Genomic DNA, 11,916 nt, shown 5'->3' on the forward strand with positions numbered 1-11,916 from the left:
CGCCCTCCCGTCCTTCCCCGCTCCTCAGACGCATCGCCCGGAGACTTTGTCGTGCAAAGTTCTTGTTCCCAGGGGGGCGGCCTCCACGTCGCGATGATCATGGACGGGAACGGGCGCTGGGCCACGGCCCGGGGCCTGCCGCGCAGCGCCGGGCACCGCGCGGGCGTGGAGGCGATCCGCCGGGTGGCGGAGGCCGCGCCCGATCTCGGCGTGGGGACGCTCACGCTCTTCGCCTTCTCGTCGGATAATTGGCGCCGGCCGCCCGCGGAGGTGGCGGCGCTGATGGGTCTCCTGCGCCGCTACCTGCGGCGCGAGACGGAGCGCCTCGCCCGCACCGGCACGCGCCTGACCGTGATCGGCCGCCGCGACCGGCTGCCCGCGGGCCTGCCCGGGGCATTGGCGCGGGCGGAGGCCGAGACCGCGGGGGGCGCGCGCCTGCACCTGCGCATCGCGGTCGATTACTCGGCCCGCGACGCGATCCTGGCGGCCGCCGCCGGCGCGCCCGGTGCCGATGTCGGGGCGGAGAGCCGGGAGGCCTTCGGGCGCCGGCTCAGCGGCGGGGTGCCGGACGTGGACCTGATGATCCGCTCGGGCGGCGAGAAGCGCCTCTCCGACTTCCTGCTCTGGGAATGCGCCTACGCGGAGCTGCATTTCACCGACCGGATGTGGCCCGATTTCGGCGGGGACGACCTGGCGGCGGCCCTGCGCGACTTCGCCCGGCGCGAGCGGCGCTTCGGGGGGCTCGGGACGGTCCCGGCCGCCGCCTGAGGGCAGGTGGCGCGGGAGGCGGGCTGGGGTAGAAGACCCTGAGACCGCCTCCATCGGGATTGCCATGCCGCTCTACGCCCTCGACGCCCACCATCCCCGCCTCGCCGACCCGGCCCGGGTCTGGATCGCTCCCGATGCCCAGGTGATCGGGCAGGTGGAGATCGACCTCGACGTGAGCATCTGGTTCTCGGCGGTGCTGCGCGGCGACAACGAGCCGATCCGCCTCGGGGCGCGCTGCAACATCCAGGACGGGGTGGTGCTCCACACGGATCCGGGCTTCCCCCTGGAGATCGGCGAGGACGTCACGATCGGCCACAGGGCCATCGTGCACGGCTGCACCGTGGGTGCGAATTCCCTGGTCGGCATGGGCGCGACGCTACTCAACGGCGCCCGGATCGGCCGCAACTGCCTCGTCGGCGCGAACGCCCTCGTGACCGAAGGCAAGGAATTCCCCGACAACAGCCTGATCGTCGGCGCGCCCGCCAAGGCGGTGCGCAGCCTCGACGAGCAGGCGGTCGAGGGACTGCGCCTCGCCGCCGCGCGCTACGTCGCCAATGGCCGGCGCTACGAGGCGGGGCTGCGGCGCCTCGACCCCTGAGCGGGGCGGCGGCGCTCCCCGCCTCAGCCCCGATCGGTGTGGGCGAGGCGCGCCGCCAGCGCCTCCGGCAGGCCCCGACTCTCCTTCGCGGGCGGGCGGCTGAGGGCGCCGGACGCGGCCTTGCGGGGCCGCAGCGCCACCGCGGCCTCGGCGAGCTTCACGGCCGCCACCACCTGATCGACCACCGGCACCGGGACCCGCTCGCGCACCCGCGGCCCGAGCCCCGAGAGCGGCGCGCCCGCGAAGATCAGCACGTCGGCGCCGTCCTCGCGCACCGCGGCCTCGGCCAGGGCCACGAGCTGGTCCTCCTTCTCCGCCTGCACCCCCGCCAGGGAGGCGAAGCGCCCCTCGATCGCCCGGATCGCGGCGCAGCGCGCCGAGAGCCCGTGCATCGCGACGCAGTCGCGGTACCAGGGCAGCAGCCCCTGCGCGAAGGTGACGATGCCGAAGCGCCCGCCCAGCAGGCAGGCGCTCAGCATCGCGGCCTCGGCGAGCCCGATCACCGGGATGTCGAACAGCTCGCGGGCGCCGACCAGGCCCGGATCGCCGAAGGCCGCGAGGATCGCCGCGTCGATCCCCGGCCCGGCCTCCGCCAGCATCTCGAGGGCGATGGCGCCGCCGATCTGCGCCTCGGCCCGGTTGGCGATGTAGGGCACCCCCCGCGGCGCGGTCGCGGCCACGATCTCGGTGCCGGGCGCCGCGGCGGCGGCGGCGGTGTCGCGCATCAGCGCCGTGACGTCGCGGCTGGTATTCGGATTGAGGAGGAGGAGGCGCATCGCTCAGGCCGCGTCGGAGCGGGACAGGGCGGCGAGCAGGGCCGCCCCCGTGTGGGAGACGTGCTCGGCGAGGAGCAGGCCGGCCCGGGGCCCGTCGCGGGCGACCAGCGCCGCCAGGATCGCCCGGTGCTCCGCCACCGACTCGCTCCAGCGGCCGTGGCTGTCGAGGGCGCGCCGCCGGGCGATCTCGGCCCGGGCGTGCAGCGCCTCGTGGGCCTCGCGCAGGGGCGGGTTGCCGGCGCAGGCCACGATCAGCGCGTGGGTCGCGTGGTTGGCGGCGAAGTAGGGGGCGATCTCCCCGTTCCGGTGATGCGCCTCGATCGCGGCCTGGAGCGCCTGCAAGCGGTCGAGGTCGTCCCGCCCCATCCGCTGCGCCGCGAGCTCCGCCCCCGCCCGCTCGATCCAGGCCAGGGCCTCGAACAGCGCCCGGACCGCCTCCGGATCGAGGGCGGCGATACGGGGCGAGCGGTTGGGCCGCAGCTCCACGAGGCCCTCCATGGCGAGGAGCTTCACGGCCTCCCGGAGCGGCGTGCGCGACACGCCGAGCGCCTCCGACAGCTCGGTCTCGACCAGCGGCGCCCCGGCCGGGAGCGCCCCCTCGACGATCATGGCGCGCAGCCGCCGCACCGCCTGCTCGTGCAGGGAGAGGCGGCCGGACCCGGTGACGGGGCCGAGGAGGGCGGGCTTGCGGGGGCGTCCGCGCGGACGCCGGACCTGATCCATGGAGGGGACCTCGCGGGGTGACGCCCGAGCATAGCGGCTCGCCGGCCGCGCGGGCGCATCAATTGCGGGCATGTTCTGGCGCTTGCGCCGCCATTTAGCACGAATTGCATGCAATGACCGAAAAATCCGTTGCGGCCGGCCGCGGAGCCGATCAGGCTCCTGCGGGAGCGGCGGATCGGCCGCTGCGGCAGCCCCCGAGGTGTCCCGTGCTCCGGCATCGTTTCGGTCTCGTCATGGTGGCGGCCCTCTGGGCCTGGTCGGGCGCGGCCACCGCGCAGGACGGCGCGCCGGTGCGGCTCGGCTACGCGAAATGCGCCCATTGCCTGCCGATGGCGCTGATCCCGGATCTCGCCAAGGAGCTCGGCAAGGAGCTCGGCAAGGGGCTCGGCAAGGGGGTGACGGTCGAGGCGACGGGCTTCAATTCCGGCAACGACGTCCTCACCGCCCTGGTGGCCAAGAGCCTCGACGTCGCGCAGGTCACCTACCTCCACTACGTCACCGCCCTCGACAAGGGCTTCGACCTCGTCGCGGTGGCCGGAGAGGTGAATGGCGGCTCGGAATGCCTGTCGGCCAAGGGCCTCAACCTCGCGGCCGAGGACTGGGCGGGCCTCAAGGCGCTGGTCGAGGCCCGCAAGGCGGCCGGCACGCCGCTCAAGGTCGCGGCCTCGCGCGGCAACGCGCAGGACATCCACATGCGCGGCGCCCTCCTCAAGCAGGGCATCAATCCCAACCGCGACATCCAGTTCGTCAACATCCCGAACCCGTCCGACCACCTCGCGGCGATGCAGCGGGGCGAGGTCGACCTCGTCTGCTCGGTGGAGCCCTTCGCCTCGCAGATCCGGATGGCCGGGGCCGCGAACCACTTCGTGCTCCCCTACGACCAGGCGGCCGGCAAGCTCACCAACCTGATCGTCACCCGCTCGGACGTGATCAAGGCCCGCCGCGCCGCCGTGCAGGCGGTGGTCGATGCCGACGTCGCCCTCGTCGCCAAGCTCCAGGCGGATCGCGGCGTCTGGGTCGACGTGATCAACCAGAAGACCGGCCTGTCCAAGGACGTCGCCGCCGAGGCGCTCAAGAACGCCGAGCCCGACTACCGCATGTACCGGGCCCGGACGCTCGCCATCGCCGAGATGATGCGCGACCTGAAGTACATCAGCCGCGACGTGTCGAAGGAGGTGGAGGCCAACATGGATTACTCCTTCCTGGAAGCGGCCACCAAGCAGAGCCGCGATGGCCTCGGCCACTGACCTGCCGCGGCCGGCCTCGGCCCTGCGCCTGCCGCCCGGTGCCGTCCTGCGGCGGCGCCTCGCCGGATGGGCCGAGCGGGCGGCGCTGCCGCTCCTCCTCGTCGCCGGCTGGGAGGCCTTCGCGCGCTCGGGCGCGCTGCCGCCCGCCCTCCTGCCGGCGCCCTCGGCGGTGCTCCACGCCCTGGCCGACTGGATGCTCGGCCTCGACGAGAGCACCCAGAGCTCCTCGGGCCACTGGCCCGCGGACGCCCTCGCCAGCCTGTCGCGGGTGCTGGCGGGCTACGCGATCGCGGCGCTCTGCAGCGTCGGGCTCGGGGTGGCGATCGGCTGGTGGCGCCTCGTCGAGCGCACCGTCGAGCCGACGCTGCAGATGCTGCGCCCGATCCCGCCCGTCTCCTGGATCCCCCTCGCGATCATCTGGTTCGGCATCGCCGACAGGCCGGCGATCTTCCTGGTCTTCCTCGGGGCGTTCTTCCCGATCCTGATGAACACGATCCACGGCGTGCGCTCGGTCGACCGCAACCTGATCCGCGCCGGGGCGATGATGGGGGCGAGCGAGCGCCAGCTCCTGGCGCGGATCGTGCTGCCGGCCGCGCTGCCCGCCATCGTCTCGGGGCTGCGCATCGCCATCGGCTCGGCCTGGATGCTCACCGTCACGGCCGAGATGGTCGCGGTGAAGAGCGGGCTCGGCTACGTGCTGTGGGATTCCTACTACTTCCTGCGCTACGACATCGTGCTGGCGGCGATGATCTCGATCGGGCTGCTCGGCTACCTCTCCGATCTTTGCCTCAAGGCGGTGGCGGCGACGGTGCTGCACTGGCAGCGCGGCACCACCGTGCAGGGCCGCTGAGCATGAGTGCGATCGACCTCCTCGACGTCCGCAAGGTGTATCGCGACCGCGACGGCCAGGACCTCGTCGCCCTGGAGCGGACCCGCCTGTCGCTCGCGGCGGGGGAGTTCCTGTGCCTGCTCGGCCCCTCCGGCTGCGGCAAGTCCACGCTCCTGAACCTCGTCGCCGGCTTCGAGGCGCCGAGCTCGGGCGAGATCCGGGTGGCGGGCCGGCGCGTCGAGCGGCCGGGCGCCGACCGCGGCGTGGTCTTCCAGCAGCCGACGCTGATGCCCTGGCTCACCGTGATCGACAACGTCGCCTTCCACCTCACGCTGAAGGGCGTCGGCAGGGCGGAGCGCCGGGAGCGGGCGCAGGCCTATCTCGACCTCGTCGGCCTGCGCGGTTTCGAGCGGCACTACCCGGCCGAATTGTCGGGCGGGATGAGCCAGCGGGTCGGGATCGCCCGGGCGCTGCTGATGAACCCGGCCGTGATCCTGATGGACGAGCCCTTCGCCGCCCTCGACGCCCAGACCAAGAGCGAGATGCAGGAGGAGCTGGTGGCGATCTGGGAGCGGGTCGGCGCGACCGTGATCTTCGTCACCCACTCGGTCGACGAGGCGCTGGTGCTCGGCACCCGCGTCGCCGTGATGAGCCGGCGGCCCGGCCGCATCCGCGAGGTTCTGCCCTTCGACGCGCCCCGGCCGCGGGACGTGACCAGCCCGGCCTTCAACGACGTGAAGCGCCACGTGCTCGGCCTGATCCGCGCGGAATCGGCCCGTCCGCCTCGGGCCGCCTGATGCGGCTCGGGATGCTGACGCCCTCGTCGAACACGCGGCTCGAACCGGCGACCGCCGCGATGCTGCGGGACCTTCCCGGCGTGACGGCCCATTTCTCGCGCTTCCGGGTCACGGCGATCTCGCTCGCGCCGGAGGATCTCGGCCAGTTCGACGCGGAGCCGGTCCTGGCGGCGGCGGATCTCCTGGCCGACGCCAAGGTCGACGTGGTGGCCTGGAACGGCACCTCGGCGGCGTGGCTGGGCTTCGACCGCGACGAGGCGCTCTGCGCCGGGATCGAGGCGCGGACCGGGATCGCGGCCTGCACGGCGGTGCTGGGCTTCCGCGACGTCTTCCGCCGCGCCGGCCACCGCCGGATCGGCCTGGTGACGCCCTACCGGGGCGACGTGCAGGCCCGCATCCGCGCAAACTGGGAGGCGGCGGGCTTCGCCTGCGCGGCCGAGCGGCATGCGGGCCTCTCCGACAACTTCTCCTTCGCGGCTCTGCCCGAGGGCGACCTCGCCGGCATGGTCCGGGCGGTGGCCGCCGAGGGCGTGGAGGCGGTGGCGATCGTCTGCACCAACCTGGACGGGACGGCGCTCGCCCCCGCCCTGGAGGCGGAGCTCGGCCTCCCGGTCTACGACTCGATCGCCGTCACGCTCTGGGCGGCCCTGCGCCGGGCCGGGGCCGACCCGGCGCCGCTCGCGCGCTGGGGGCGGCTGTTCGCGCCTTGTACCAACGGCTCAGGATGCTGACGCAGCGGGCCGTCGCTCCATCTCGAATTTTCGATTTCAAGCCAGAGGCTTGGTGAACCAGAGGCTTGGTGAACCAGAGGCTTGGCGAACGAGAGGCTTGGCGACAATTCGAGTGCCGCACCACCGGTCATGAGAAATGACCGGCGGCATTGGGCGGGATGGCCCCGCAGCGCCGGCGCGCCACCCATGATCGATCCGTCGACGCAGGATCGAGCCGGATCGCCCGATGCGGGAGCGAGCGGCCTCGGCATCGGCCGATCGCGCGTCCCGGGCGAGGCCGGGTCGCGCGATCCTCAGCCCCGCTTCGCCCCGACCGCGGCGGGTGGGGCCTCGCCCGGCAGCACGAAGACCTGCCCCGGATAGATTCGGTTGGGGTTGCGGATCTGGGCCTGGTTGGCGCCGAAGATCACCGTGTAGCGCACCCCCTTCCCGTAGGCCTTGCGGCTGATGCTCCAGAGATTGTCCCCGCGGGTGACCGTGGCCGTGCTGACCGCGCTCACGAACACCGTGGACGGGTCCGGTATCCGCCCGGAGGCCGGCCCGGCGGCGGCGAGGGCGGCGGGTCCCGCGGGCGCGATCGCCGCGTCGACGGCCGGGGTCGCGGGGCCGGGGGGCGCGGGCGCCGCGGCCGGGGAGGGCGCCGGATGGCCCGCCGGCTTCGGCGGCCCGGCGGGGGCGGGTCGCGCGGCGGCCACCACCGGCGCGGCCTCCACGCTCGGCGGGACGGCGAACTTCACTTCCGAGCGCGTCCTCACCGAGCCGGTCGCGGGGTCGACCTGGTCGATCCGCACCCGGTAATCCCCGGGCCGCACCCCGCGCCCGATCGAGAAGGCGACGCGACCGTCGGATCCCGTCCGGCCGGGCGCGATCAGCGTCTCGTTGAGGTAGAGCCGCACATTCGTCTGCGGCGCCCCCTGCGCGCTCACGAAGAGCTTGCCGCCGGTCTCGGCGTCGACGCTGGCGATGCGGATCGGCGTCGTCCCGGGCGGCGGGGCCGCCGGGGCCTCCCGCGCCGCGGCGACGACGGACGGCGCGGGCTTCGGCGCCTCCTCCGGCTGCGACAGCACGGTGGTCGGCTGGCCGGGAGCGCTCACGGCGACGAGCGGCTTGCTGGCGGCGTTCGCCGCGACCGCGACGACGGCGCTCTCGGGTCCCGTCGTGCGGGTGCCGTCCGGCGCGACGCTGCGCAGGCCGATCGCGTGGCTGCCGGGCGGCAGGGCCGGGGGCACGAGGACGAACTGGCCGCTCGCATCCGCCTGCGTGCGGGCGAAGACCTCGCCGTCGCGCAGGAGCTCCACCTGCGCCTCCGGCGCCGCCCGGCCGGCCACCACGCTCTCGCCGGTGGGCTCCACCCGGATCACGTCGAAGCTCGGGGCGCGCGGCGCCGCCGAGGGCGGCCAAGTGGACGGCAGCGCGGAGGGCGGCGCGGAGGGCGGCGCGGGCGGGGGCGCCAGGGCCGCCTGCTGCTCGGCCGCCGCGCCGGGGGCGGCGGGTTCGGGCGCGTCCCTCGTCGACAGCATCCGGTTGCCGCTCGACACGATGCCGATCAGCACGATCCCGCTCACGAGCCCGATGCCCGCGAGCGCCACGCCTCGCCGCAACTCCGCCGTCATGGCGTTCCACTCCTGGTCGCGCCGGCTTCAGGGTCGGCGCGCGGCCATTCGCCTCCTGGTCGACAACGCTGGTCGATCGCCGCCATATTATCAGGCATGTCCGGAAGACACCAAGCTGCGGAACCTTGCGGAGGTGGACCGGATCTTGCGCCGCCCCGCGGCCGGCCCCCGGACCGTCCGGGCGCCGGCGCGGCAGCGGAACGCGGAGCATTGATGCGGACGGTTTGCGTGTATTGCGGCTCGGGCTTCGGCACCGACCCGGTGTTCCGGGAGGCCGCGCGGGCCCTCGGCCACTCCCTCGCGGAGGCCGGGATCGGCCTCGTCTACGGCGGCGGCAATGTCGGGCTGATGGGCACGGTGGCGCGGGCGGTGCTCGACGCGGGCGGGCACGTCACCGGCATCATCCCGGACTTCCTGAAGTCGCGCGAGCGGATGCTCGACGACGTGCAGGAGACGATCGTCGTGCCCGACATGCACACCCGCAAGCGGCTGATGTTCGACCGCTCGGACGCGTTCGTGGCCCTGCCCGGCGGCATCGGCACCCTGGAGGAACTCGTCGAGCAGATGACCTGGGCGCAGCTCGGCCAGCACGCCAAGCCGATCCTGCTCCTGTCGGTGGCGGGGTTCTGGGCGCCGCTCCTGGCGCTGCTCGACCACATGCGCGCGAAGGGCTTCATCCGCGAGGGGCTCGACCTCAACTACCTCGTCGCCGAGCGCCCCGAGGCGGTGGTGGGGATGCTGGAGAGCGCCCTGCGCGCCCATCCGCCCCGGCCCGAGGCGGACGCCCTCATCGAGGAGCGGTTCTGACGGCGCCGCGGCGTCGGGGCGGGGTGGCATTCCCCTCGGGCCCGGGCGCCGACCCGGCCGGGGAGGGGCCCCGCTTCATCCGACATCCGATTGATGGCTTCGCCATCTCCCATTTCGGCCATGCGGATGTCGGCTTCGCTCAGGCGCCGCGCTCAGGCGCCGCGCAGGCTGGTGATCCGGGATCCGCGTCGATCAAGCGGATCCCGCCTCACCCCTCCACGGTCCAGGTCGTCGTCCCGTCCTTGTTGTCCTTGACGGTGACGCCCATCCCCGCGAGCGCGCCCCGCAGGCGGTCGGACTCGGCCCAGTTCTTCGCCGCGCGCGCGGCCTTGCGCGCGGCGATCAGCCCCTCCACGGCCGCGACGTCGATCCCGGAAGCCGCCACCGCCGCCTCGGCCCGGGCCGAGCGGGTCGCGCCGAGCAGCCCCATCAGCCCCGCCCCGGCCTTGAGCGCCGCCGGATCCTCCAGCCTGTGCAATTCGCCGAGCGCGGCCGGCGTGTTGAGGTCGTCGAGGAGCGCGTCCCGCACCCCCTCCGGCACGGCGGGCGCGGGGCTGAGGTCCCCGACGCTCTCGTACCAGCGCTCCAGGGTGCGGCTCGCCTCCTCCAGCGCCCGGAGCGTCCAGTCGATCGGCTGGCGGTAATGGGTGCGCAGCATCGCCAGCCGCACCGCCTCGCCGGGCCAGTCCGCCAGCACCTCCCTGAGGGTGACGAAGTTGCCGAGCGACTTCGACATCTTGTCGCCCTCGACCTGCAGGAAGCCGTTGTGCAGCCAGACATTGGCCATCACCGGCGTGCCGAAGCAGCAGCGCGACTGCGCGACCTCGTTCTCGTGGTGCGGGAAGACGAGGTCGATGCCCCCCGCGTGGATGTCGAAGGTCTCGCCGAGATGCCTCCACGACATGGCCGAGCACTCGATGTGCCAGCCCGGACGGCCCGGCGCCGCGATCCCGCACGGGGAGGGCCAGGCCGGCTCGCCCGGCTTCGAGGGTTTCCAGAGCACGAAGTCGAGGGGCCAGCGCTTGTAGGGCGCCACGTCCACCCGCGCCCCCGCCTCCATCTCGTCGAGGGGGCGCCGTGAGAGCGCCCCGTAATCGGGCATGGAGGGCACGTCGAACAGCACGTGATCCTCGGCGAGGTAGGCGTGGCCGGCGGCGACGAGCCGCTCGATCATCTGCGCCATCTCGGCGATGTGGTCGGTCGCCCGCGGCTCGATGAAGGCGGGGCGCGCGCCCGGCCGGTTCACGTCCTCGGGCATCAGCACGCCGAGCCGGCGCAGGTCCGCGTGGAAGCCCGCCAGGGTCTCGTCCGTCAGGGTGCGGATCGAGACGCCGCGCTCGGCCGCCCGCGCGTTGATCTTGTCGTCCACGTCCGTGACGTTGCGGACATAGGTGACCGCGTCGGCCCCGTAGAGGTGGCGCAGCAGGCGGAAGAGCAGGTCGAAGACGATGATCGGCCGGCCGTTGCCGATATGGGCCGCGTCGTAGACGGTCGGGCCGCAGGCGTACATCCGCACCCGGGACGGGTCGATCGGGGCGAACGGCTCCTTGGCCCGCGTGAGCGTGTTGTAGAGGCGCAACAACGGGGCCATGAAACCCTGCTCCCTGGGATGATGCGGCGGCGCGGTCGGGCGCGCCCGCGGCGCTTCTAACACATTGGCCTGCCGGAGATCCCCCCGGCCCAATCGCGATCCGCGCCGGATCGGGCGGGTCATCCGTTTCCGGCCGCTGTTGCAGCCGCGAGACGCCGCGGACGGCCGAACCGGGTTAGCCCAGCTCGGCACGGTTTTCGAGCCGCCGGCGACGGGCGCGGGCCACCCGCCCAAACCCTTCTCCGCCCTCCCGCCCGCCGGCCGTGCGCGGGTTCCGTTTAGCCTTTGTTTACCGACGCCTCCGAGTGTCGGTTGCCAAAGCGTTCCGATCCAGAAGGCAATCCCATGCGTCGCTCCCTCGCCGCCCTCGGCCTCGTCGGTCTCCTCGCGCTCGCCGGCCCCGCGCTGGCCGCTGGATCGGAGGCGGCGGCGGCGCCCGGGGCGGAGAAGACCTTCCTGATCCCGTCGAGCGACGGCTACGGCGTCGCCGAGTGCCTGAGCACCGGCGGCGGCGAGTGCGGCCAGGTGGTCGCCGATGCGTGGTGCGAGTCCCAGGGCTTCGCCAAGGCCGCCTCCTTCGGGGCCGCCGCGCAGGACGAGTACACGGGTGCAATCGACACCCCGTCGGCGCCCGTGAGCCGGCCCGCCGACCGCCCGATCCGCATCACCTGCCGGGATTGACGCGGGTCGTCATCCGACATCCGACGGATTGCGTCGCCATCTCCCATTTCGGCCATGCGGATGTCGGCGTCGCTCACGCGCCGCGCGGGCTTGGCATCCGCTCTCCGGACGTGATCGTCCGGACAGCGGATCAGCCCTTCAGGAAGTCGCCGCATTTCGGCGGCGGCTCGGTGCCCCACGGCATCAGCGGCACCGTCGAGGTCGAGTTCTTGGGCGAACCCTCGATCAGCTTGTCGGAATAGACCATGTACACCAGGGTGTTGCGCTTGGCGTCGCAGCCCCTGACGATCTGCATGCTCTTGAAGATCAGCGAGCGGCGCTCGCTGAACACCACTTCGCCCTGGGTCAGCTTGCGCTTGAACTGCACCGGCCCGATCTGCCGGCAGGACAGCGAGATGTCCGAGACCTGCTCGGCGAGCCCGAGCGTTCCCTTGATGCCCCCGCGCTCCGGCAGGGTGTAGTGGCAGGCCACCCCCCCAACGTCCGGATCGTCGATCCCGTAGACGACGAGCTTGTCGTTCGGCGTCAGCGGCCGCCAGACCGTGGACTTGTCGAAGATGCGGTCGGGCTCTTCCGCCCGCGCCGCTCCGCCGAGACCTGCGAGCATTCCCGCCGCCAGCGCCACCCGCATGAGACTCCGCCGCCACACCATTCCCGGATCCCCGTCAAACCAACGTTAAGGCATGTAGGAAGGCTGTTGCCGAACGGCGAGGGCGGTTAGAACAGCCAAGTCTCGCGGCGTCGATGCGGGACGC

Annotated in this window: 13 protein-coding genes; 8 read left to right on the forward strand and 5 right to left on the reverse strand. The window is 73.3% G+C overall.

The window, feature by feature from the left end:
• Window positions 1-51: 51 nt before the first annotated feature.
• Window positions 52-768 (forward strand): di-trans,poly-cis-decaprenylcistransferase, encoded by a 717-nt coding sequence (locus tag MET2598_RS0125210; RefSeq protein ID WP_026190938.1) that lies wholly within the window; start codon window positions 52-54, stop codon window positions 766-768.
• Between the two features lie 64 nt (window positions 769-832).
• The gene (locus MET2598_RS0125215) at window positions 833-1,366 is read left to right on the forward strand and encodes a gamma carbonic anhydrase family protein (RefSeq protein WP_012330449.1); all 534 of its coding nucleotides are present in this window, start codon (window positions 833-835) and stop codon (window positions 1,364-1,366) included.
• Between the two features lie 23 nt (window positions 1,367-1,389).
• Here MET2598_RS0125215 and MET2598_RS0125220 read toward each other — a convergent pair whose 3' ends face one another.
• Complete coding sequence (locus MET2598_RS0125220; RefSeq protein ID WP_012330448.1) at window positions 1,390-2,142, reverse strand: aspartate/glutamate racemase family protein; 753 nt, start codon at window positions 2,140-2,142, stop codon at window positions 1,390-1,392.
• A gap of 3 nt (window positions 2,143-2,145) precedes the next feature.
• Window positions 2,146-2,865 (reverse strand): GntR family transcriptional regulator, encoded by a 720-nt coding sequence (locus MET2598_RS0125225; protein WP_018262781.1) that lies wholly within the window; start codon window positions 2,863-2,865, stop codon window positions 2,146-2,148.
• A gap of 233 nt (window positions 2,866-3,098) precedes the next feature.
• On the opposite strand from MET2598_RS0125225, the gene MET2598_RS0125230 reads away from it, so the two are divergent.
• Genes MET2598_RS0125230 through MET2598_RS0125245 form a run of 4 tightly spaced genes read left to right on the forward strand, consistent with a single transcriptional unit; the run spans window position 3,099 to window position 6,469 of the window.
• Window positions 3,099-4,112: an ABC transporter substrate-binding protein gene (locus MET2598_RS0125230; RefSeq protein WP_018262782.1), complete on the forward strand. Its 1,014-nt coding sequence runs from the start codon at window positions 3,099-3,101 to the stop codon at window positions 4,110-4,112.
• On the forward strand, window positions 4,096-4,962 hold the full coding sequence (locus MET2598_RS0125235; protein ID WP_018262783.1) for an ABC transporter permease: 867 nt from the start codon (window positions 4,096-4,098) through the stop codon (window positions 4,960-4,962). The genes MET2598_RS0125230 and MET2598_RS0125235 overlap by 17 nt, the downstream gene beginning before the upstream one ends.
• A gap of 2 nt (window positions 4,963-4,964) precedes the next feature.
• Window positions 4,965-5,738, forward strand: a complete 774-nt coding sequence (locus MET2598_RS0125240; protein WP_018262784.1) for an ABC transporter ATP-binding protein — start codon at window positions 4,965-4,967, stop codon at window positions 5,736-5,738.
• Complete coding sequence (locus MET2598_RS0125245) at window positions 5,738-6,469, forward strand: maleate cis-trans isomerase family protein (protein WP_012330443.1); 732 nt, start codon at window positions 5,738-5,740, stop codon at window positions 6,467-6,469. The genes MET2598_RS0125240 and MET2598_RS0125245 overlap by 1 nt, the downstream gene beginning before the upstream one ends.
• A gap of 293 nt (window positions 6,470-6,762) precedes the next feature.
• Here MET2598_RS0125245 and MET2598_RS0125250 read toward each other — a convergent pair whose 3' ends face one another.
• Window positions 6,763-8,082: a LysM peptidoglycan-binding domain-containing protein gene (locus MET2598_RS0125250; protein WP_012330442.1), complete on the reverse strand. Its 1,320-nt coding sequence runs from the start codon at window positions 8,080-8,082 to the stop codon at window positions 6,763-6,765.
• Window positions 8,083-8,295: 213 nt separating this feature from the next.
• Between MET2598_RS0125250 and MET2598_RS0125255 the strand changes: the two genes are divergently transcribed.
• The gene (locus tag MET2598_RS0125255) at window positions 8,296-8,889 is read left to right on the forward strand and encodes a TIGR00730 family Rossman fold protein (RefSeq protein ID WP_012330441.1); all 594 of its coding nucleotides are present in this window, start codon (window positions 8,296-8,298) and stop codon (window positions 8,887-8,889) included.
• A gap of 208 nt (window positions 8,890-9,097) precedes the next feature.
• Here MET2598_RS0125255 and cysS read toward each other — a convergent pair whose 3' ends face one another.
• The gene (gene cysS / locus MET2598_RS0125260) at window positions 9,098-10,480 is read right to left on the reverse strand and encodes a cysteine--tRNA ligase (RefSeq protein WP_018262786.1); all 1,383 of its coding nucleotides are present in this window, start codon (window positions 10,478-10,480) and stop codon (window positions 9,098-9,100) included.
• A gap of 345 nt (window positions 10,481-10,825) precedes the next feature.
• Here cysS and MET2598_RS0125265 point away from each other — a divergent pair, with 345 nt between their 5' ends.
• Complete coding sequence (locus MET2598_RS0125265) at window positions 10,826-11,161, forward strand: hypothetical protein (protein WP_012330439.1); 336 nt, start codon at window positions 10,826-10,828, stop codon at window positions 11,159-11,161.
• Window positions 11,162-11,291: 130 nt separating this feature from the next.
• Here the strand turns inward: MET2598_RS0125265 and MET2598_RS0125270 are convergent, their stop codons facing one another.
• Window positions 11,292-11,813 (reverse strand): CreA family protein, encoded by a 522-nt coding sequence (locus MET2598_RS0125270; RefSeq protein ID WP_018262787.1) that lies wholly within the window; start codon window positions 11,811-11,813, stop codon window positions 11,292-11,294.
• Window positions 11,814-11,916: the final 103 nt, after the last annotated feature.

Source organism: Methylobacterium sp. WSM2598 (assembly GCF_000379105.1).
Lineage (GTDB): Bacteria > Pseudomonadota > Alphaproteobacteria > Rhizobiales > Beijerinckiaceae > Methylobacterium.